The 22,147-nt window shown below is 38.3% G+C and carries 21 protein-coding genes and 1 tRNA gene; 12 read left to right on the top strand and 10 right to left on the bottom strand.

Annotated features, from left to right (window positions below):
- Positions 1-5: 5 nt before the first annotated feature.
- The gene (locus ACO6S0_RS03585; RefSeq protein WP_422350654.1) at positions 6-1,088 is read right to left on the bottom strand and encodes an LptF/LptG family permease; all 1,083 of its coding nucleotides are present in this window, start codon (positions 1,086-1,088) and stop codon (positions 6-8) included.
- Positions 1,088-2,218, bottom strand: coding sequence for a tRNA guanosine(34) transglycosylase Tgt (gene tgt / locus ACO6S0_RS03580; RefSeq protein WP_422350653.1), 1,131 nt, complete (start codon positions 2,216-2,218; stop codon positions 1,088-1,090). The genes ACO6S0_RS03585 and tgt overlap by 1 nt, the downstream gene beginning before the upstream one ends.
- Before the next feature lie 156 nt (positions 2,219-2,374).
- On the opposite strand from tgt, the gene ACO6S0_RS03575 reads away from it, so the two are divergent.
- The 3 genes from ACO6S0_RS03575 to ACO6S0_RS03565 are packed head-to-tail and all read left to right on the top strand — an operon-like array spanning position 2,375 to position 4,855.
- Positions 2,375-3,220 (top strand): transketolase, encoded by an 846-nt coding sequence (locus ACO6S0_RS03575; RefSeq protein WP_422350652.1) that lies wholly within the window; start codon positions 2,375-2,377, stop codon positions 3,218-3,220.
- Positions 3,221-3,236: 16 nt separating this feature from the next.
- Positions 3,237-4,190 (top strand): transketolase family protein, encoded by a 954-nt coding sequence (locus ACO6S0_RS03570; protein ID WP_422350651.1) that lies wholly within the window; start codon positions 3,237-3,239, stop codon positions 4,188-4,190.
- A gap of 53 nt (positions 4,191-4,243) precedes the next feature.
- The gene (locus ACO6S0_RS03565) at positions 4,244-4,855 is read left to right on the top strand and encodes an outer membrane beta-barrel protein (protein WP_422350650.1); all 612 of its coding nucleotides are present in this window, start codon (positions 4,244-4,246) and stop codon (positions 4,853-4,855) included.
- Between the two features lie 52 nt (positions 4,856-4,907).
- On the opposite strand, the gene ACO6S0_RS03560 is transcribed toward ACO6S0_RS03565, so the two are convergent.
- Positions 4,908-5,906: an FKBP-type peptidyl-prolyl cis-trans isomerase gene (locus tag ACO6S0_RS03560; protein WP_422350649.1), complete on the bottom strand. Its 999-nt coding sequence runs from the start codon at positions 5,904-5,906 to the stop codon at positions 4,908-4,910.
- 78 nt (positions 5,907-5,984) lie between these two features.
- Here ACO6S0_RS03560 and ACO6S0_RS03555 point away from each other — a divergent pair, with 78 nt between their 5' ends.
- Positions 5,985-6,356, top strand: coding sequence for an RNA-binding S4 domain-containing protein (locus ACO6S0_RS03555; protein WP_422350648.1), 372 nt, complete (start codon positions 5,985-5,987; stop codon positions 6,354-6,356).
- 36 nt (positions 6,357-6,392) lie between these two features.
- Positions 6,393-6,890 (top strand): phosphoribosyltransferase family protein, encoded by a 498-nt coding sequence (locus ACO6S0_RS03550; RefSeq protein ID WP_422350647.1) that lies wholly within the window; start codon positions 6,393-6,395, stop codon positions 6,888-6,890.
- Here the strand turns inward: ACO6S0_RS03550 and ACO6S0_RS03545 are convergent.
- Positions 6,882-7,397, bottom strand: coding sequence for a shikimate kinase (locus tag ACO6S0_RS03545; RefSeq protein WP_422350646.1), 516 nt, complete (start codon positions 7,395-7,397; stop codon positions 6,882-6,884). The two genes, ACO6S0_RS03550 and ACO6S0_RS03545, sit on opposite strands and share 9 nt — an antisense overlap.
- 123 nt (positions 7,398-7,520) lie before the next feature.
- Here ACO6S0_RS03545 and ACO6S0_RS03540 point away from each other — a divergent pair.
- Together ACO6S0_RS03540 and ACO6S0_RS03535 are read left to right on the top strand one after the other, a co-directional pair.
- Positions 7,521-7,593 (top strand) — tRNA-Lys (locus tag ACO6S0_RS03540).
- A gap of 228 nt (positions 7,594-7,821) precedes the next feature.
- On the top strand, positions 7,822-9,045 hold the full coding sequence (locus tag ACO6S0_RS03535) for a site-specific integrase (protein WP_422350645.1): 1,224 nt from the start codon (positions 7,822-7,824) through the stop codon (positions 9,043-9,045).
- Positions 9,046-9,155: 110 nt separating this feature from the next.
- Here ACO6S0_RS03535 and ACO6S0_RS03530 read toward each other — a convergent pair whose 3' ends face one another.
- Entirely contained in the window at positions 9,156-9,719 is a 564-nt protein-coding gene (locus ACO6S0_RS03530) for a BfmA/BtgA family mobilization protein (protein WP_422350644.1), read from the bottom strand.
- Between the two features lie 445 nt (positions 9,720-10,164).
- On the opposite strand from ACO6S0_RS03530, the gene ACO6S0_RS03525 reads away from it, so the two are divergent.
- From ACO6S0_RS03525 to ACO6S0_RS03515, 3 genes are all read left to right on the top strand, one after another.
- Positions 10,165-12,732, top strand: a complete 2,568-nt coding sequence (locus ACO6S0_RS03525) for an AAA family ATPase (RefSeq protein WP_422350643.1) — start codon at positions 10,165-10,167, stop codon at positions 12,730-12,732.
- 66 nt (positions 12,733-12,798) lie between these two features.
- Entirely contained in the window at positions 12,799-13,776 is a 978-nt protein-coding gene (locus ACO6S0_RS03520; protein ID WP_422350642.1) for a hypothetical protein, read from the top strand.
- A 43-nt stretch (positions 13,777-13,819) separates the two neighbouring features.
- Positions 13,820-15,352 carry an LA2681 family HEPN domain-containing protein gene (locus ACO6S0_RS03515; RefSeq protein WP_422350641.1) on the top strand — a complete coding sequence of 511 codons (1,533 nt, stop codon included), beginning with the start codon at positions 13,820-13,822 and terminating at the stop codon, positions 15,350-15,352.
- Between the two features lie 55 nt (positions 15,353-15,407).
- Here ACO6S0_RS03515 and ACO6S0_RS03510 read toward each other — a convergent pair whose 3' ends face one another.
- The 5 genes from ACO6S0_RS03510 to ACO6S0_RS03490 all read right to left on the bottom strand — a co-directional run bounded on the left by ACO6S0_RS03510 (position 15,408) and on the right by ACO6S0_RS03490 (position 19,612).
- On the bottom strand, positions 15,408-15,914 hold the full coding sequence (locus ACO6S0_RS03510) for a hypothetical protein (protein WP_422350640.1): 507 nt from the start codon (positions 15,912-15,914) through the stop codon (positions 15,408-15,410).
- A 213-nt stretch (positions 15,915-16,127) separates the two neighbouring features.
- Positions 16,128-17,000: a DUF3883 domain-containing protein gene (locus tag ACO6S0_RS03505; RefSeq protein ID WP_422350639.1), complete on the bottom strand. Its 873-nt coding sequence runs from the start codon at positions 16,998-17,000 to the stop codon at positions 16,128-16,130.
- A gap of 151 nt (positions 17,001-17,151) precedes the next feature.
- The gene (locus tag ACO6S0_RS03500; RefSeq protein ID WP_422350638.1) at positions 17,152-17,769 is read right to left on the bottom strand and encodes a hypothetical protein; all 618 of its coding nucleotides are present in this window, start codon (positions 17,767-17,769) and stop codon (positions 17,152-17,154) included.
- A gap of 12 nt (positions 17,770-17,781) precedes the next feature.
- Complete coding sequence (locus tag ACO6S0_RS03495) at positions 17,782-18,924, bottom strand: AAA family ATPase (RefSeq protein WP_422350637.1); 1,143 nt, start codon at positions 18,922-18,924, stop codon at positions 17,782-17,784.
- An 82-nt stretch (positions 18,925-19,006) separates the two neighbouring features.
- Positions 19,007-19,612, bottom strand: a complete 606-nt coding sequence (locus ACO6S0_RS03490; protein WP_422350636.1) for a TRADD-N-associated membrane domain-containing protein — start codon at positions 19,610-19,612, stop codon at positions 19,007-19,009.
- Between the two features lie 882 nt (positions 19,613-20,494).
- On the opposite strand from ACO6S0_RS03490, the gene ACO6S0_RS03485 reads away from it, so the two are divergent.
- Together ACO6S0_RS03485 and ACO6S0_RS03480 are read left to right on the top strand one after the other, a co-directional pair.
- The gene (locus ACO6S0_RS03485; RefSeq protein WP_422350635.1) at positions 20,495-21,268 is read left to right on the top strand and encodes an SDR family NAD(P)-dependent oxidoreductase; all 774 of its coding nucleotides are present in this window, start codon (positions 20,495-20,497) and stop codon (positions 21,266-21,268) included.
- Between the two features lie 87 nt (positions 21,269-21,355).
- Positions 21,356-22,144: an SDR family oxidoreductase gene (locus ACO6S0_RS03480; protein ID WP_422350634.1), complete on the top strand. Its 789-nt coding sequence runs from the start codon at positions 21,356-21,358 to the stop codon at positions 22,142-22,144.
- The last annotated feature ends 3 nt before the right edge of the window (positions 22,145-22,147 follow it).

Below are 22,147 nucleotides of genomic sequence, written 5' to 3'. Positions count from 1 at the left end.
ATGGCTCACCTCTTGGCCTTCATCAGCATATAAACTGCAAAGGCACCAAACAACAGATTCGGAATCAATACGGCCAATAGGGGCGAAAATCCAGATTGTTCCGCAAGGGTTCCAAAAACCTTGTCAAAAAAGATATAGACAAAGGCCACCCCAATACCAAAAGCAAGATTAAGTCCCATTCCTCCGCGTCTTTTTACCGAGGAAACAGCCACTGCAATAATGGTAAGAATAAATGCCGCTATGGGTAAGGCCCAACGTTTATACTTCACCAAAACATAAGCGTTAATGTTGGAAGCCCCTTTGCTCTTTTGGTCATTTATGAACTCGTTCAGCTCAAATAAATTCTTTGTTTCCGCAACATAGGAAACCGGGGTAAGGTCTTCTATCTTAAAAGTAAAAAGTGTGTCCAGCCTTCGTTGGGTTTCCATTACCTCAATCCCATCCCTCAACTTGCGTTTGACATAATTGGTCAACCTATAAATACTATCTTTCTCCACCCATCTAATATTGGATGCAGAGATTTTATAATCCAATTTTTTGCTGGCATCAAAGTGTTCAAAGGTGAAGTTGTAGCCCACCTTTCGGCTAGGTTCAAATCGACTTACATATATATAATCGGTTTCATTGAGCTGATTGAAAATATTGGAGGTTTCCTGAACCTTTCTTCCTTTTTTAAAATACTCGTACTCAAATTCGTTAAAACCGATACTGGCATTGGGAACAATGAACATCCCCATCATAAAAATAAGAACGGCCACCAGGGTAGCCCCAATAAAATAAGGACGCAAAAACCGCCAATATGAAACCCCGGAGCTTAAAATGGCCACAATCTCCGTGTTACTGGCCAATTTGGAGGTAAAAAATATGATGGACAGAAAAAGGAATATGGGCAGCAACAAATTCCCGATGACCAGGGTAAAATTCCCATAGTAAACGATGACTTCGCTCAAAGGAGCCTCATTGTCAATGATCTTGCCCACTTTTTCAGCCAGGTTGGCCATGATGCCTATTGGAATAAACAATAACAGCATCCCCAAGAAGGTTACCAGATAACGTTTTAATATGTACCTATCCAGTATAGTGAGCATTACAATCTTTTATCCATTTGTTGCACCATTTTGGTCTTCCATTCCTGAAAATCCCCTGCTAAAATACGTTCTCTGGCTGTTCGCACCAACCACAGATAAAATCCAAGGTTGTGAATGGTGGCGATTTGTTTGCCCAAATATTCATTGGCTGCGAACAAATGCCTTAAGTATGCCTTGGAATACTCCGTGTCTACAAAAGTTATTCCCATTTCGTCAATGGGAGAAAAGTCGGCTTCCCATTTTTTGTTTTTGATGTTGATGGTGCCATGGGCCGTGAAAAGCATTCCATTCCTGGCATTTCTAGTGGGCATTACACAATCAAACATATCCACTCCCAAGGCAATGTTCTCCAAAATATTGATAGGAGTCCCAACTCCCATAAGATATCGGGGTTTGTCTTCTGGTAGAATATCGCAGACCAACTCCGCCATTTCATACATCTCCTCGGCCGGTTCCCCTACAGAAAGTCCACCAATGGCATTCCCTTCAGCTCCTACAGAAGCAGTATATTCTGCGGACTGTTTCCTTAAATCCTTAAAGGTGGAACCCTGAACAATGGGAAAAAAGCTTTGGGAATACCCATATTTATAGGGCAATCTATCCAAATGCGCAATACATCGGTCCAACCATCTATGGGTCAAATGCATGGATCGTTTGGCATAATTATAGTCACAAGGATATGGTGTACACTCATCAAAAGCCATGATAATATCAGCTCCTATGGTACGCTGGATTTCCATCACATTTTCCGGAGTGAACGTATGTAGGGAGCCATCAATATGGGATTTGAATTTAACCCCTTCCTCCTTGATTTTTCTGTTATTGGACAAGGAGTATACCTGATACCCCCCACTATCTGTTAAGATGTTCCTGTCCCAACCCATAAACTTGTGAAGGCCACCGGCTTGTTCCAAAATCCCTGTTTTGGGACGGAGGTACAAGTGATAGGTGTTTCCCAATATAATATCCGGATTAATGTCATTGACCAGCTCCCGTTGGTGCACCCCTTTTACGGAGGCCACAGTACCCACGGGCATGAAAATTGGGGTTTGGATGGTTCCGTGATCCGTCTTTAGTTCTCCGGCACGGGCCTTGCTTTGTCCATCCTTCTTAAGTAAGGTAAAATCCAAAAGTCACAATTAAGACCGCAAATATAGCTATCTCAGCACCAGAAAGCCTTAACAAAAAAATAAAGTTTTGCTCCGCAAACCGTTTCGTAAAATAATGCCCAAGTGCTTGTATAACAAAGTGAATGCCGTTACTTTTGAAGGCTTAAAATCAATACAATGCCAAACACACAAGAATTACAGGATTTAGTGACCCAGGTGCGGAGGGATATTCTGCGTATGGTCCATAAGGTAAACTCCGGACACCCAGGGGGTTCTTTGGGCTGCACAGAGTTTTTTGTTGCGCTCTACAATGAAGTGATGGAACTAAAGGATGGTTTTGATATGGACGGAATTGGTGAAGATCTTTTCTTTCTTTCCAATGGTCATATCTCACCGGTATTTTATAGTGTTCTGGCAAGAAAAGGATATTTCCCAATAGATGAATTAAACACCTTTAGGCTGATAGATTCCCGACTTCAGGGACACCCAACCACCCATGAGGGACTTCCTGGTGTACGTATCGCTTCCGGTTCTTTGGGACAAGGGATGTCAGTAGCCATTGGAGCGGCCCAAGCCAAAAAATTGAATGGCGATTCCCATTTGGTTTATAGCCTACATGGTGATGGAGAGCTTCAGGAAGGCCAGAATTGGGAAGCCATCATGTATGCTGCGGGTAATAAAGTGGACAACCTGATTGCTACCGTGGATAGAAATGGACAGCAGATAGATGGCGGCACCGAAGATGTTTTACCCTTGGGAGATGTGGCCGAAAAATTCCGTGTTTTTGGTTGGGATGTTTTGGAAATCGAAAATGGGAATGATTTGGATCAGGTCATTGCCGGATTGAAGGAGGCCAAGAACAGAACTGGAAAAGGGAAGCCGGTTTGTGTGGTAATGACCACTGAAATGGGTAACGGGGTGGATTTTATGATGCACACCCATGCATGGCACGGAAAAGCTCCAAGTGACGAGCAATTGGAAACAGCCTTGGCGCAAAATCCAGAAACTTTAGGTGATTACTAATTCTTAAGACAAAGACATGACTAAATATACAGATCAAGGAAAGCAAGATACCCGAAGTGGATTTGGAGCTGGAATGACAGAATTGGGTAGGACCAATCCAAACGTTGTTGCACTTTGTGCAGATTTGGTAGGCTCGTTAAAAATCCAAACGTTTATTGATGAAAATCCGGAGCGATTTTTCCAAGTAGGTATTGCAGAGGCCAATATGATGGGAATAGCTGCTGGTTTGACCATTGGTGGAAAAATCCCATTTACTGGGACTTTTGCCAACTTTTCAACAGGTAGGGTTTATGACCAGATTCGCCAGTCTATAGCCTACTCGGATAAGAACGTAAAAATCTGTGCTTCCCATGCCGGTATTACCTTGGGAGAGGATGGAGCCACCCACCAAATACTGGAGGATATCGGTTTGATGAAAATGCTTCCGGGCATGACCGTCATCAACCCTTGCGATTTTAACCAAACCAAGGCCGCTACCCTTGCCATTGCAGAACACCATGGTCCTGTTTACCTTCGATTTGGAAGACCCAAAGTGGCCAACTTTACTCCAGTAGACCAAAAATTTGAAATAGGAAAAGCCCTTATGCTCAATGAAGGTACCGATGTGACCATTATTGCAACGGGACACTTGGTTTGGCAAGCTTTAATTGCTGCTGAAAATTTGGAGAACCAGGGTATTTCTGCCGAAGTAATCAATATACATACCATTAAGCCTTTGGACGATGCGGCTATTTTAGCTTCCGTGAAGAAAACCGGATGCGTGGTAACTGCTGAAGAACACAATTATCTAGGAGGCCTTGGTGAAAGTGTTTCCCGCGTTCTGGCAACACAGCATCCTACACCTCAGGAGTTTGTTGCCACCCAAGATACTTTTGGCGAAAGTGGAACACCAGACCAATTAATGGATAAATATGGCTTAAACAATAAAGCCATTGAGGCTGCCGTTTTAAAAGTGTTGAAACGAAAATAGTTTTCGGTATCATCTTTGATACATTTTCAACCAATTAAAAAACGAAGCACATTATGAAAAAAACACTTTTCATTGCAGTGTTTGCCTTGATGGGTATCACTGCATTTGGCCAAAGCGGTTCTGGCTTTGGTATTAAAGCAGGTTTAAGTTATAACAAGAACGGTGACCTTGTGGGAACCGTTGGTGATGCCGCCCAAGACATAACCGAAGGGGCCGAGGGTAAAACCGGATTCCATTTTGGGTTCTGGGGCAAACTGGATTTTCCAAAACTCTATTTGAGACCGGAAGTGGTATATACCAGGACCAAAAGTACCTATAGCGTAGAAGGCAATTCCAACGACTATGATGTTTCCAAATTAGATGTTCCCGTTTTATTGGGGTATAAATTGGTGGGACCATTGCATGTTTTTGCGGGTCCAGCCTTTCAATATACCTTGAGCAATGATTTTGGAGACTTGGATATTGATGATGTTGAAAATGATTTTACCGTTGGTCTCAATGCCGGTTTGGGGGTAAATCTGGGAAAACTTGGATTGGACGTCCGATACGAAAGAGGCTTCTCTGAAAATGAGGCCCAATTGATCGGCGATAACGTAGCCGACATTTCTGGACGGGTAGATTCACGACCTTCGCAGGTCATTTTCTCTGCATCGCTTAAGCTATAGGAAATAAAATAACGTAATAAAAAAAAGGCCTCGAAATTCAAGGCCTTTTTTATTAGTTTACATCCGGGTCCAAATAATTGGGTATCCCATCATTATTATCATCTGGATAGGGAAAAATAATATTCCCGCCTTCATCTGTTATTTCTGCTCTGGTGGTTGTGCCATCACCGTCATCATCCGCATCCTGGAAATTGGCAAAAGAAACCGTAGCCGGTTCGCTATCGGCATCTGTATTGTCGTCATAAAGATATCCGTTACCATTAACATCCTCATCAATGGAAGGAATCCCATCTCCATCATGATCGGTTTGGTTCAGCGTAAACAAATCAATAGTAAACATGAGCGGGCTATACTGTGGTATACCACCACTGACCCGATTGAAATTGCCCAATCCTGAAGGGAAAATAATCAAGCCAACCCCGTAATCTTCAACAGTGACTGTTCCGTCCCCATTATCACTGATGTTATCCCCAATAATAAAGTTTGGGATACCTTCAGCAAATCCTCTAAAACCCTGGGTCAAATCCTGAAGTCGGGCCAAATCAAACCAAACTGCATTGTTCAAGGCACTATCAAAAGAAGTTCCATCCAACAGTTTACCTTCATATCTCACAAAAACCGAGTCGGCTACAGATGGGAAGCACTCTGGGCAGTCCACACGCTCCTGATCAAGTTCGTCAAAGGAATGTCTTGCAGAGAGATAGTACAATTTATGGGGAATATCATCTTCATTCTGATCTAATAGAAATTCGAAATCAGACACATTTATGGTAGCCTCCCTAACAAAATCAATCATCGGGGTTTTATCCGCATTGACTCCCGCAATGGTATCAATTTTTATCCTAAAGTTAAAATTGGCCGAGGGGGAAGCAAAGTCCTCGTAATTATAAAAATGAGTCTGTAAAAACTCCCGGATTTCCGTATCATTCTCTGCTGATACTTCTGCCAGTAAACGGGGTGGGACGATCTCAACATCGGGCCCTCCATCATCATTGCTACAGGAAGAAAACAAAACTAGAGTAAACAAAAAAACTAAAAATCCGTGCTTCATCAAGTACATTATTTAGCTGCGCAAGATACAATTTTCCACTATTTTTGTTACTGGCATTAACAAAGATTTGCAGAGTTTATGCGCATTGATAAATATCTCTGGTGTACTAGATACTATAAAACCCGAAACGTTGCTGCAAATGCTGTTAAAAAAGGGCAGGTCAGAATCAATGGCGACGTTGTAAAAGCATCCAGGGAAGTGTACCCCATGGATGAAATACGGGTACGCAAGAACCAAATAGATTATCAGTTTACAGTATTGGATATCCCAGAAAACCGCGTAGGTGCCAAATTGGTGGATATCTATAGGAAAGACACTACCCCAAAAGAGGCCTTTGCCAACGATGAACTATTGAAATTTGCGAAGGACCACTACAGAAAAAAAGGAACAGGAAGGCCTACCAAAAAAGACCGCAGGGACATTGATGGGTATTTGGACGATTCTGAATGATCTGTTTTTTATCTTTGAACGTACAAAACGCACTCCATGGTGAACCGAATCCTTTCCCACGAACAAATACAGCACAAGATCAAGCGAATAGCCTACCAAATTTATGAGGCCAATGTGAACGAAAATGAAATCATTGTAGCGGGTATTGTTGGCGGAGGTCTTAATCTGGCCAAGAAAATTGCAAACGTTCTTAAAAAGATCACGGATGCGGAAATTGTGCTGTGTCAACTTGAAATGGACAAAAAGAATCCGTTAAAAAGTGGTGTAAGTACCTCCATTCCAGAAGAAGCTTACCAAAATAAATCCATTGTAGTGGTGGACGATGTGTTAAATTCTGGAACGACCTTGATCTATGGGGTACATCATTTTCTAAAGACACCTATTAAGCAGCTTAAAACCGCAGTCTTGGTCAACAGGAACCATAAAAAATATCCCGTTAAGGCCGATTATAAGGGTATTTCGCTCTCCACCTCCTTGAATGAACATATCAAGGTAGAGTTTCAAGGCAAAAACGATACCGTGTACCTAGAGTAATTCCTGTTTTATTTCCTCTACCAAGGTTTCAATGGATTTGTCCTGACAATCCAAAACATAAGTGGATCGGGCGTAGAACCGCCTTCGTTCAAAAAGGTGTTTTCCGACAAATTCAGCTAGTTCGTCATCAGTGAGCTCCCTAACCAAGGGTCTTTCCTCCTTTTCCTTGGCAATACGCTCTACCAAAGAAGAAACAGGTAATTGCAGGTATATGGAATGGTCAGCATGTCTTAGAATGGTATCCATATTGGTGCCATAGCAAGGGGTACCCCCTCCAGTGGATAAAACAATAGCTTCATTTTCTGTTAACACCTTGAGCAGCATTTCGTGTTCCAGCTTTCTAAAGAAAATCTCTCCTTTTTCCCTAAAAATCTCTGTGATCGTCATTTGCTGTTGTTCTTCAATATAATGATCCAGGTCTATAAATTCCAGACCCATTTCATCTGCAAGTGGCTTACCTACAGATGACTTTCCACTTGCCATATAACCCACCAAAACTACTTTCATACTTCAGAAATAATTGCGAATTCAAAAAAACGAAAATTTATCATTAAATCAACTTGTAAAATAGATTATTGATATTATATTTGCACCCGCTTAGCGCAACACTTTTGTCGCAATTTTAAGCAAGACCTGATAGCTCAGTTGGTAGAGCATCTCCCTTTTAAGGAGAGGGTCCTGGGTTCGAGCCCCAGTCAGGTCACTTTTAAGAGTCCATAATTATTCAAAAAGTCTGTAAATCGTTGATTTACAGACTTTTTTATTTTTCCTGATTTCATTTGATATCAAATAATACCGCTTCTCGCGGTGTACAAATCGGTGTACACTTTTTTGAATTCACAAATTGTACACCTCGAAGCTGTTAAAATTTGTGATTATCAAGTTCTTACAAAGAAAATTTAACATTTTAAAAATCAGTAAAGTCACAGTTATGGAAACAAATTCTTTCTCCGTTTTATGCTATGTTCGTAAGACTCGGATTAACCAACAAGGTCAGGTACCTCTATTCCTCAGAATTACAGTCAATTACAAACGATCAGAGTTCAGTATTCAGCGTAAAGTGAAGCTAGAAAAATGGTGCTCGATCAAAGGTAGGGTCAAGGGTTCGAGCCCTCAAAGCAGAGAACTCAATCATTATTTGGACGAACTGGAATCCAAGGCTTATAAGATTCATTCGAAATTGGTACTCAAAAAGAAACCCTTTACCGCAGAAACCATAAAGCAAAAAATGCTTACTACAGAAAGCACCAATAAAACGCTTCTCCAAGTCTATGATGAACATAATGTTCAAATACAACAACTATTGGGTTTAGAGTATTCGTATGGGGCGTATCGAAGACATATTCGAACAAGAAACCATTTGGCCGCCTTTATCCGGAAAGAGTATAAGATGAAAGATATTTTCATTAAAGAAGTGGATTTAAAATTCATCAATCGTTTCCACCACTTCTTAAAGACCCAAAAAATTGGAAATCAAAACACCATGACCAAATATGTTGTGAACTTCAAAAAAATAATGCGGATTGCTGTGGCCAATAACTGGGTGAACCAAGATCCCTTTTATCATTGGAAGGCGAAATGGAAAAAGGTAGAACGAGATATTTTGACTGAACTTGAGCTTCGCTCACTTATAGAACAAGAATTTGATATCCCTAGACTGGAACAAATTCGAGACATCTTTGTTTTTTCCTGTTTCACAGGGTTGGCTTATGTTGATGTCAAAAAGCTATCCTCAAACCATATTGTTCTGGGGCTGGATGGAAAACGATGGATTAAAATAAAACGCTCGAAAACAGATTCAAGAAGTGTGGTACCCCTACTACCCACATCAGAAGCAATTTTGAATAAATACAAAGACCACCCTTTAACAAAAGAGCATGGTTTGTTACTACCAGTAATAAGCAATCAAAAGACCAATGCGTTTTTGAAGGAGATAGCCACTATTTGTAAAATTCAAAAAAACCTGACCTTCCATTTGGCCAGACATACTTTTGCCACAACAGTGACTTTGGCTAATGGCGTACCAATTGAATCCGTGAGTAAAATGCTTGGGCATCAATCATTGAAAACAACACAAATCTATGCTAAGGTGATTGATAAAAAATTGATGGAAGATATGGAAGTTGTACAAGCCAAATTCAAATTGGGTTCTTGATTTAGGTACAACATGAGCGAGCGAAACGATGTTTCGCGCTGCAAGTCCCAATCTTACCAAAACAAACCTGCTGAGCTTGGTGGAAAGCTAAATAACAATTCATGAATCATCTATAGGTTCTTAATTGTTCGTTTATAATTTTCCAACTCCCCTTCAGTGATTTCCAACTTTAAATAAGGCTTCCCAAAAGAAGGTTTTATCAAAGTGACATGATCAATTACATATTGGCTTTCTCTTTTGAACATTTCCATTTTATCCGTTAGCCGCTCATAACGGATTTTGGGTACCGTGATTTCTATTTCTTCTTTATTGTTTTCAGGTTCTTTTTTGACAAGCTTCTTCTCTTTACGAATTGGTTTTTCCTGTTTTATACTTTCACCAAAAAGAGAAATTAGCATGGCATTGTTGGGTCTGGTTTGATTGATTTCAATATCACGAAGAATGGCAATGTTTGCCTCAGTCCGCTTGCGATTCTTGCGGATTTCCTCCAAGATACTATCAACAAAACGGTCATTGGGTTTGAAGCCATGCCACTCAAAAAAATCAATCATTTTCTCTAAAGCCTCTGATTGAGAACCAGAAATCTTTTTGGCAAACGAACGGAATCGTTTTACCACCGATGCCTTTAGGTTCAAGGCGAGATATTTGTACTCATATTTACCCTTTACACGCATTTTTCAACAAACTTTTTCAATGTTTATAGGGTTTCTGAAGTATTTTTCAACAAACTTCACATTGTCTCCCATTTCAAAACTCCAATGAAACTCCTTAATAATCAACTCTTTGCGTAGCAAATCATTATCGTAGCGTCGCCTTGGCGCGCTACCCTCTCGCTACTCAAATTCTGTTCCAAAAGTGGGACCAAAATTTTCATAGCCTATTCCCAAAATAGTGTTGTCAGTGAAGAAGAAAAAACGATTTTCAAGTTTTAAGACGGGAAGGTTTCAGATTTGAGGAACGGTTAACGATTTTTTAAAAACCGTGAATTTTGTTCAATAAGATTTTGAATTCTGAAGCTCCCATATTTTCCAAACTTCTCTACTGTTAAAATTAACAAGGGTATTTGTTAAATTTTCCTACAACTATATTCTATCTTTATTTCAGAGAAAACCAAATGATATGGCTGGTACAAATACGAAAAAGGAATTGATAGATTTTCTTTGGGAGTGGGCAGAACCAAATGGAAACTGGGGCAAACTATTGCTTGCTAAAATCATTGGAAAACAACAAGCACTGAGCAGTGAGGAACGCTTGGCAATTTTCAATTATTATTTGGAACAGATAGGGTTCGTATTTGAACCTCCATTAGCTCCCATTGAGGTAACCAAGCCAACCTTTAGTATTGAAACAAAGGAAGTCGTACTCAAGAAAATGCATAGCATAAATGGAGTAAATCTATTGGATGAGAGTCAAGAAATGGAATTTAGTCCCGGTATAACGGTCATCTATGGGAATAACGGTGTTGGCAAAACCGGATATAGTCGTGTCCTAAAGTCGTTGGGGCACAGTTTTGACAATTCACAGGAAATACTTTCAGACGTTAATAAGGCCCAGCAGGGCCAAAGCTGTGTTATTGATTACGAAATAGAGGGAAAACCTGAAAGCCATCCATGGAATGGGGTGGCAACTACGGAGGAACTCTCCGCTATATCAGTATTTAATAGTGATTGCGTAAATATTTCGTTAGGAAGTAACAGAGAGTTGTTGGTGGCGCCACAAGGGTTTTATATGTTCCAATTGGTTAAGGACGAACTGGCGCAACTGGAAGTTTTAAGACAGCAACAAATACTCAAATATCCGACCACCATCTCTTGGAAAGAGCAACTTCATGCCGGAACACCACAACGTAAATTTATCGATGGGCTGACAAAAGAGTCTGATTTAAAAGAATTGGATTCTCTGGCAAATTTCGCCGCTACGGACTTAATAACACTTCAGAGGAAGGAACAAGAAGCCCGAGGATTGAATAAGGGCTTCCTACAAACCAGGAGCGGGAATTTTAACCTATACCTTCAGGATTTGGAACGAGTTATTTCCGCAATCAAACTAAATGAGGCAAACTTATCCTCTGCTGACTGGATCAATTTGCTGAATTACAATCAACAATTACAGGTATTAAATGCACGCTCCCAAATAAATTTGAGTGCCATTGCAGAGAAAAATGGCGTGGATATGTTCAATACCCCTCAATTTTCCAACTTCTTAAAATCTGCCGATGCGTATATAAAGATATTAAACAAAGAGGGCTATCCGAATAATACAGACGATACTTGTGTGTATTGCAAACAAAGTCTAGCAGATGCAAGTGCACGAAGCCTAGTGCAGAGTTACCAAGAATTGATGAACGATACCACCCAAAAGGAAATAGGTCAATTAACTGAACTCAAAAGCAAGATTGTACAAAGGGTGGCTCTTGTTAAAGACAGTCTGCTCATAAATCAACCAGTTTATGGAGTTGATGAAAGTGGTTTAGTTATACAGCCTAAAGAGCTGTTGGAACTGAATGCCAAGTTACAAACGTTAAAGGAACACGTGATTAAAGACACTTTGACTAATGAGGTAATTTTTGATGTTCTCTACCCTAAATACATCTCCATCCTTGAAAAAAAGAAAAATGAATTAAAAGCTGAAAGGGACGGTATCTTAGGTCAATTACAAAATTTGATTGCGACAGAAAAAAATATATATTCAGTGATAGGTGAGCTAAAAGATCGGCAATTACTCTCGAAGAAAAAACAGGAAGTAATTAACTGTCATTCCAATCTAAGAGCTCAAGCTTTGCTAGTGGACAATGCTAACAAATTCAATTCAGCTTCTTTGAGCAGCAAAACCACTAAAGCGAGGGAAGAGTTGATTGCTCAGGATTTTAACGCAAAATTTGAGGAGGAACTTAGGAAATTTAGGAAGGCCCACTTAGGGGTAAAAATCTCATTTTATACGTCCAAAGGAAGTTCCCATATTAGCCAAAACATATCATCTTACAACATTAACCAGGTATTGAGCGAAGGGGAACAGAAGGCCATAGCATTGGCAGAATTTCTAACTGAAATGCAATTGGATAATACCATAGCTCCTGTAGTATTCGATGATCCTGTTAATTCCTTGGACCATCATATCATTGATGATGTGGCTAGAAGACTTGTGGAACTGACCACTGAGCGACAAGTACTTGTATTCACACACAGTATCCTGCTATACCATAGCTTGTTCGATTTAAAAAAATCGGCCGTTGGGAGCAATGTGGATTTCAAATTTTACAATGTCTATAGAAATCTTAATCGAGCGGGATTATTAACCGAGGGTTATGAAATCAATTCCCTAAAAAGTGAAACAAGTAAAATAAATGTATTGTTGAATGGTGGGCTAAAAGGAAGGTCCGAGGAGGATGTGGCAAAGGAAGGGTATGGCCATTTACGCGCCGCCTTGGAACTTTTAGTTACAGATGTAGTTTTTCAGAACACGGTCAAACGCTATCGTAAACACATTATGATGACCACTTTTCCAAAGGTAAGTGGCGAACTTATCGACAAACACAAGGCTACTATTGAGGATTTGTTCGCTAGGTCAAGTAGGTTCATTAACGCTCATAGTGATGCTCAAATCATCAATAATCCACCTAGATTGGATGACCTTCAATCTGATTTTGAAACATTTAATGTGATTAAAAAAGAATTCACCCCTAACTGATAGCTCTTTCTTGAACAATTGTAAATAATTCCAAGGACTAGGGTTAAAAAAAATAAACTTTAGACTTTGACCTCAAAACTCAACATATCCAAAACACCAACCAAAAAGAAATGCATTTATCTGGACCAATTTGCTGTAAGTGAACTAATCGCTCCTGAGAAAAACTCCCTGTGGAGTGCAATCAAGGAGACCATTATGATGAAAAGAGCGGAGCATAAATTGTATTGTCCTTTGTCTCATGAGCACTTTCTTGAAACCTCCAGGAAAACAAAGACTGATGCTCAAGAGCATGATTCTTTTTTAACTTCATTATCGGATGGATTGGCTTTTAAACCGGATTTGTTCATTACATCACAACTAATTTCCTCAAGAATCCGGGGTAATAAGGTAACGCAAAGAACTTTTATGTATGAAAACATCAAAGGTGTTCTAGAAAAAGATGAAAACTATATCCGAATGGAAGAACTTGCAAGAGAACATAAAAATCTAATAGAAGATGCTGTCTCTGGGACCAATAAATTAAGGGCGAATACTAGGACCCAAAAGATTAGTGGAAAGGCGAAAAAATCTCTTATTCAAGCTTCAAAATATGTCCAAACACAAGGATTTATTGAGCGCTTAGGGGAACTTCTAAGAAAGGACCATCTTTTTATTCGCGGTGATTACATAGGACAAAAGGAAGTTGCTAATTGGGTAGATTTAATCATAGAACAGCTCTTGAAAAGGCATAGGTTGAAGAAAAAAGAAGTAAAAAGATTAATACTTGAATTCAAGAACAACGGTTTTGACAATGTGCCAACGTTAAATATCAGAACGACCCTTATTGCATATCTTGCTATATACAGTAAAAAAGAAAACCAAGCGGACCATATTGACATTATGCGTATTTCCACAGGATTACCTTATTCAGATATTATGCTTGTTGACCGCCAGCGAAAAGCAGAACTTGTAGAATCAGGCTTAGCTGAGAAATACAATACCCTAATTTTTTCAGGTAGAAAAAGTGACTTGGAAGAATTATTGAATGAGATAGAACAGTTATAGAAAGCACTAATAAATCTTGTCAGACAATAAAAATCTACGAAAAATGAACATTTATAACCCCGATGAACTCATTCAGTTATCCAGTTTTACTGGTATGGACCCCGAGGATATTGTCATTAGCCTACAAACTTTATTTGAACACGGTCGAGGGATTAATGACACAAGCTTTATCGAGAAGGGTCTGGCATTGGGTAAGGGTATGGAGTTCGAGGATTTTTTCTTAGAACAAATTCAGGCTTTTCATTTCAACATGGCTAATGGCTGGTCGTACTTGTACGGAATAAAAGGGCCTCAGGATCATCTTGAAATTGATGATTTCAATCCGGCGGAATTGGAACAGCAGATAATACATTTAAGATTGGCGTTATCAATTGCCGAAAGTTTACCGCCAGATACAAGGAAAAGCGAAGTATTGACAAATTTGGGAATATTATTTCATACGATTGGCCGATTTTCAGAGGGCCTTCAATACTACAGGAGGGCCTTGGACATAACACCAGGATATGGCCAAACACTGGCCAATCATTCAAATACAGTGCTTGGATATGCGAGAATACTATATGATGGCGGGCAACAGACATATTTTTTCAAGAATGCATATGAAAATCTTGGAGCATCCTTGAAAGGGGATTTATATGAGGAGACACGCGTTAACGTAGAAATAATGAGAGTGAATATAGAATCAATCTTCACCAATAATGAATTGAACCATGACTATAAGGAAAGTTCTTTTGATTTAGGAGGTACTTCGGAGGAAGTAAGTTATAGAAAATGGGTTTTGAAAAATGGGCTTTTTCTAAATCCTTTGAACGACTTAACTAGGGAAAGTATAGCTGCGCATGATTGTTTGCTACTTCCGTCGCTAACAGCTAAACATGATGGACCGGAGTTTTATCAGATTCTTTTTAATCAAATCAAACAAGAATTCGGGACGGCCAGGTATCTTTACTTCGAAGGAATTCAGTCTTTAAAGCCACATTTTTCAGATAAAGGAAACTTGCAGTTGGATTTTTCGAAAGGAATAAATTACAGTCTAGCGGTAGAAAAATTGAAAATTGCATTTAAGATCAGCTATTCTATTTTTGATAAGGTAGCCTATTTATTAAACGATTATCTGGAATTGGGTTGGGACTTGAATAGAGTTTCTTTTAGAAGAATATGGTATTCTAGCAACAAGGGTCCTGGCACGACGGTTTTAGATAAGATAAATGCTACCGAGAATTGGGCCTTCAGGGGGCTATTTTGGCTAAACAAAGACTTCTATGAGAAAAGTTTCCCATATTTATCTTCGATTCAACCTGAATCCAAGGAGGTGGCTGAGATTAGAAACTATTTAGAGCATAAATCCATAAATATACTTGCGAATCATATGGAGGTTCCGAATGAGGTTGAAAAGAAAAGCTATTGGATTAAAAGAGAGGATTTAGAGAAAAAGACCTTGACACTATTGCATACCGCCAGAGCCGCAATGATATATTTATCCTTGGGTATTAATTTGGAGGAGTATAAAAGGCCTCGAAGCGGTCCGACAATTCCTATTTACCCTAATGTAAGGGACGATAATACCAAACTTTAGTTTGCAGATTGAAGTACAAATAAGCTAATTATCCTTTGTGGCGGTAATAATTTTGTTACTTTAAAAATAAGCCTTCACACCTAAGTTTTACTTGTTTCACAACATCTACTATGTCATTTATATCTAGAATTTCTCCATGAATCACAAGAGTATTATTGTAAGTATTGTATCCTCTGTGACAAGATTCCCCTATAAATGAACTTAAAGATGGATTCATTGCTAAATCTGTATAAGAGCGAATATTATTGCCTTCAAAAAAATCATCTATTAAATCATCATAGTGTTCAAATTTATTCCTGAATTTTCTGCTCTTTAGAACACATTCAGAATCCACTCTAAGAAGTTTTCTAAGTTGTTTACCTCTTTCTTCATATTTCTTCTTCATCGGCCAAAGAATTTTGGAAACATTACTTGACGATATTAAAATAGATTGAATAGCTGACCAAACCGCAACTTTATCAAAATCATCCGAAGAATCCTTTAATCGATCAACAGCATGTAAAACAAGTTCCGCCTGGAAAATTATTTCTGTTATAAAAGTGCCTTCGTGAATCAGTTTCATTTTTTTAGACCAATTTATTTCCAAGCTACACAATTATTTTGTGCTGGTAAATTTTAACTAAATCAATTTCAATAATGATTGATTTAGCTTATGGTCACTTTCATTCACGACTATGATTTGTGACGGGGTTGGCAAACGACTTTCCCATAGCTTGTAAAAGAGTAGATTTGCAGTCGTTAATGTTTTATGAGGTTTAAAAGAGCGAAAATGTGGCTATAAATTATAGTCCTTCTTGTGTAGCGTTTTTATTTCCGCTCTGTATGTAATTGGCTTCAAAGTTCCTGTTTCTTTTAATTGTCGTATTGGGTCCTTAACAACCCGATATACCTGCCCTTCTTGGCTTTTAAGGTCCTTAATATGCACTAAGTACAAATAGGCTTCCTGTCCAAATGCTTCAAGTGTCAGCAATTCATTTTCAGTTATAAAGAAATCGGAATTGTCGTTTAGCGATGATTTCACTTCAATGTATCTAGTATCGCCCTTTGTCGAACTGTATATGTCATAACCAGCAGCAGAGTTTCTTTTGGAAACTTGTTCAATGTGTCGTGTCGGATTTTTAATTCCCTTGTCCCTGAGTCGCACAGTTTCATAAGTCATTGCGATGTTCTCTCCAATTTTTCCAATCTCCCTTTGAAGTCTTAGCTTATCTTCAAGTTCAGCAGGGGAGATGAGTTTTTTTATCTTCCTCTTTGGGTGACCTGTCTTTGTTATAGAAATAAATGCGGCATTTTCAAGGTTATAATTTGGGAAGAATTGTGAAATCCAGTTATCAAATGATTCTTTTATGTCCGTGGCAACATTTTTCCTTAGCTTCCAGTCTTGCCCTGTCAAAGAAGCAATATGCTTTTGAGTTGTGCCTCCGTCAGTTTTGTAACGGTAATTTGTCAAGTAGTCCTCAACGGTTATGTTTTTGAAGGCACAGAATTTTGAAAGTCCAAAGGCGTTAGTTCCATTGTCCTTGATATGGACAAAGTATCTCGGCCCTGAACCCAATGCTGGTTTCCAGAATTCTGGTTTGCCATGGAATTCAAGTGTTGATTCAGTCAACTCCTCAATAGTGTCTACAAATTTGTACTCTAATGTCATTTTTTAAATGCTAAGCATCAGTCAAGTTTATGAGTAGTAGCGGATTTCTAGTCACAAACCTTTCGGTTTTGTTCTAACCTTGGTTCTAAACTTGTTCTTTCACGCCATCATCTTATACTGCGATACTGATACTTTTTATTAATCACTCGCTTTATATTTTTTTGAAAGCTTCCATTAGTCTTTCTTGTATTGAAGGGTCAATATTTTTCGAAAGCTCTGCCTTTTCAACTAATCCTTGAGCTTGATTAATAGAGTCAATTTCTAGTTCACTTAACTTAAAATATTTGTAAGTATAATCTCCTTTAGAACTATTTGCTTCAACCCTATATTTAATGAGCTTTTTTTGATTTTCAATATGTTGATATACACTAATATGGTCAAAATAATTATCTACATTTGGATGGATAATTTTGTACTGGCTGCTATCGGTATGGTTTTGAGCTGCGGTATTTATGTTAAAGACAAAATCAGTTTTTTGTCCTTTTATTTTCATGTTACACCGCTTACAGGCTACATTTAAATTGGTCAAAACGAACATTAAATTCCGAAATTCCGCTTTACCTTTTGGTAGTATATGCTCTATATCAATGACCATATTAAATTCTCCCTGAAAATTTTTCTTACAATAACAACACTGTTCATTTTCTAGGTTTCTATAATATTCTTTGACTCTTGATTTAAAATCCGAAACAAGAGGATCGTTCCAGATATCTCCACCATTTGCAACAGCATTTTCAATGTTCTGAATGTCATCCTCTGTTATTTCCAAAAGTCAATTTGTTTAATTGCTATTAATTGTTATTTCCTCTGCTAATTTTAAAACAGTTGAAAGAGCTTCATCTTGCGTTTTATCATAAACGGTTTCTTTAATATTCTCTAATTCCATCGTAAATTGCAGTAGCGTTATCTTTTTTTCTGCAAGCAAATTTAAAAGTCGGACAAGTCGATTAGATAAAAATCTATTCTCTGGAGTTGTTATGTCAAAAAAACGATAGTATAACTCCTCTACATTTAAAGGCTCTTTTCTTTGAAGCTCAAATTGGAAGTTGTCGGCTTTAAAAGTATCGGTATTATCTGAAAATAATTCCGCTCCGTTCACGACTATTGGTGAATGAGTTGCGATGATAATTTTTGGTTCATATAGATAAAATAAATCTAAAAATGTTTTGGTGTATTCCTTTTGCCACAAGGGGTGTAAACTATTTTCAGGTTCATCAACCAAAATAACAGTTCTATCATCAATTACCGTAGAGATATAAATTATTGAAGTTATAAGAGATAATTCTCCTGAACTCGCATCGAGTACCGATATTATATTATCTTCTTTTCTTAAATAGACCTCAATTCTTGAGATAATACCGGCCTTTTTTAGAAACGATTCCCACTTAAATAATTCGGTTAGATTTGATTTATCATAGGAGCTAAAATCTAAATTATCAGTATCGAGCCAAATAATTTCTTGATTTTGTATCTGTCTTACTGACGTATCAATAAGGTAATCTAGCCTTTCTTTGTCAGAAGAATCAATTTCTAATTCATCATTCGATAATGCCTGTGGATTGAATCTTTCTAATTTAAAACCAATAATGGGTTCAAAACCTACATAGGAAAGGGCCAAAGTCGTATTGCGAAGTCTATTCTTATCATCTCCAATAACCTCCATTGCCTTTTTTACTGTCGTTCTTACTTGTCTCCTTCCTGAACGACCTCTAAGAACGCTAAAATTTCTATGTTTTAGATTGAATTTATCATGAATGGAATTTGCTAAGGCTATTACGCTTCTATTTTTGGATACGTAATATTTTGCGAGCTGATTTAAAAGCGTACTTTTTCCACTGCCATTTTTACCAACTAAAATACTTACGTCCTCTCCACGTTTTTCTAATCTTCGTAATTCATTAGGGATGCTGTCAAATCTATTCATTTGAGTGTTTTCAGCTTTTGGCTAACTATATTATATAACCGACAGGTTTAGGTTGTAGTTATTTGTTCATTTACTTAAATTCTTAGTTTTCTGAAGCGTCTAATACTGTTGATATATTTCCACTTCTATTACCATTTTTCATCAGCTCAAACAAAATCTGTAATGCCTCCTTTTTCATATTTTCCCTTTCTTTTTTGTTGTCCATGGTGTCGATGACGCCAAGAGCGGTAAATAACCTGTTATCTGACTTGAGGTTATCCAGGTCTCCTTGAAGTTTTTTATAGATATTTCTCAATGGTTTAAAAAACCAACTCGATATTGCTGTAGTGATTGTTCCCAATATAGCAGTTACGACAGCTTCTGTATATGTATCTTCAGTTAGAGATAGGATAATTACAGAAATGACAAAGAAAAACGCGATTATGGTCATTAGTCTTAAAATGTTTAATGACCTCTTGTAATTCTTTAAAGTAGAATCATAGTGTTTCTCCAAATATTCCCGATTGGATTTAGCAAAATCTTCTAAACGTTGACTTTGTAACGCCCCAGCACGAGCATTCTTTACCGATTGTAATTCTTGTTCACGTCTTCTTTCATTTCGTCTAAGAGAAATGCGTAAGGCAATTATAGTAATGAGAATAATAATGAAAATAATAAACTCTGGGTGATCGTTAAAAATGGATTGCATGACTGGATTGGTTTAATTTGTAAGGGGAAGACTATAAATATAGTTAATTATTCCACTATTTTGTATAGCTATTATTTTTTCGGGGACTCTCATAAAGCTACACTGACTTAGTCGACTTTTTTAGCACATCACTGAAGATAAGAGAGAAATTAAGAATTGTAATCTGAGTGATTTTTACCCCAAAAAGTGGAGTTTTTTAAGATGCAATGAGTGTGAATAAGCAATTTACGTCTCCATTTTGTTCAATTTTTGAAAGCTTGCCAGTTCAGCTTTGATTAGAATACTTATAAAATGCTTAAGCACCTTCTAGGGTAACTTTTACCCTAGTAAATAAAACAAGGGTAATTTTTTAAACTATTTACCCTTGTTCAAACGACGAGTGTAGATGTTATTTCATAAAAGATATCTGACTGATAGAAATATTGGAAAAGTAGGTAACTAAAATATATATTTGCGTCATCAATATTATTTGATAGCAGACACAAATAAATAAGTTCATTTGATTAATCGTTTTAAGCGGGTGTACAATTCGGTGCACATGTTTAAATTTTGAATTTTAACTTTTTGAATATCAAATGATTGGGTCTCAAGTTCGAGCCCCAGTCAGGTCACAAGGAAAGATTCCATACCACACAAAACCCCTGTCCTTTTACCAAAATCGGCAGGGTTTTTTCCTTTTAATTTCCCTGTACTTTCCACCCTTCTTCGGATTTTGCTTGAAAGACTTATTTGACGTTTAGGGCATTTATATTAACACTTATGCAAAAAAAGTATCAGCATGGGCAATTTTGATAGTTGCCACTTCCCATGGTAAAATTTAATTTTCCACTTTTTGAATTTGATTCTTTTTTCTTTCAGAAGAGATAAACTTAAATTGTATCGATGAAGTTTTCTTTAAACGGTAAAGTGGTTCTTATCACAGGTGGAGGTAGCGGTATAGGGAAAGCCATTTCCAAGACTCTGGCAGAATATGGGGCCTTTGTAAACATTTTGGAACTAAGCTTGGAAAGTGCCCAAACCACTGTGGATGAAATTCGCAGTCATGGTGGAAAGGCCGAAGGTCATGAATGTGATGTTTCCAACCAAAGGGAAGTGGCCAAATTAGCCAATAGCATTGCCCAATCCAGCACCATTGATATCCTAATCAACAATGCGGGGATTGCCCATGTTGGTAATATTGAAGAAACTACTGAAAACGATTTGGACAATTTGTACAACGTAAACATCAAAGGCGTTTACAACTGCATTCATTCCTGTATAAAACATATGAAGAAAAAGGGTGGGGTAATCATCAACATGGCCTCCATTGCCAGTACGGTGGCAGTCGCTGATCGGTTTGCCTATTCCATGACCAAGGGAGCGGTACTGACCATGACCTATTCCGTGGCCAAAGATTATTTGGAATATGGCATACGATGCAATAGTATATCCCCAGCAAGAATACACACTCCCTTTGTGGATGGATTTTTAAAGAAAAACTATCCTGACAATGTGGATGAGATGTTTGAAAAGCTCTCCAAAACCCAACCTATAGGTCGAATGGGGTCCCCAGAAGAAGTGGCTAATTTGGCGTTGTATCTATGCTCAGACGAAGCCTCTTTTATCACAGGGACTGATTTCCCAATTGATGGAGGTTTTATCAAACTTAACGGATAGTCTACCATGCGCACAAGCTGGTCACTTTTAACAATGCGAAAATGGCTATCCAAAATATTTGTGATGTTGCACTAATGAATTGAAATAATGGATTTAGGTTTAAAGGATAAGGTAATCATTGTTACCGGCGGTTCAAAGGGTATAGGGAACGGTATTAGCCGTGAGCTTGCCAAGGAAGGTGCTATTCCTGTAATTGTGGGAAGAAATAAGGAAAACGTACTTGATGCGGTAAAGAAAATAGAGGAAGAAGGAGGAAAAGCTTTTCACACCTTTGCAGAACTCACCGATCCTGGACAATGCAAGGCTGCGGTAGAGGCTGTTGTGAATGCCTATGGAAGAATTGATGGCCTGGTGAATAATGCAGGGGTAAATGATGGCATTGGCCTAGAGAATGGTAGTTATGAGGGTTTTCTGGAATCCATTAACCGAAATTTAACCCATTACTTCATGATGGCGCATTATGCCCTTCCCCAACTTAAAGAAAGCAAGGGAGCCATAGTCAACATTGGTTCCAAAACCGCTGAAACTGGTCAAGGGGGGACATCTGGATATGCAGCTGCAAATGGTGGCAGAAATGCCCTTACCCGGGAGTGGGCGGTGGAACTATTACCTCATCAAATTAGGGTAAATGCCGTTATCGTTGCCGAATGCTACACCCCATTATACGATCGATGGATCAAGACTTTTCCGGAACCTGAGAAAAAATTGGAAGAAATTACAAACCGTATTCCGTTGGAAAACAGAATGACTACTTCAGAGGAAATTGCCAGTATGGTAACTTTTCTGTTATCCAACAAATCAAGCCACACAACAGGTCAACTCATTTATGTGGATGGCGGTTATACCCATTTGGACCGCGCCTTACTTAATCAATAACCA

The organism is Flagellimonas sp. (assembly GCF_965233845.1).
GTDB lineage: Bacteria > Bacteroidota > Bacteroidia > Flavobacteriales > Flavobacteriaceae > Flagellimonas.
Note: the sequence above shows the minus strand (reverse complement) of the source record. Positions and strands in the feature narration are given on the sequence as shown.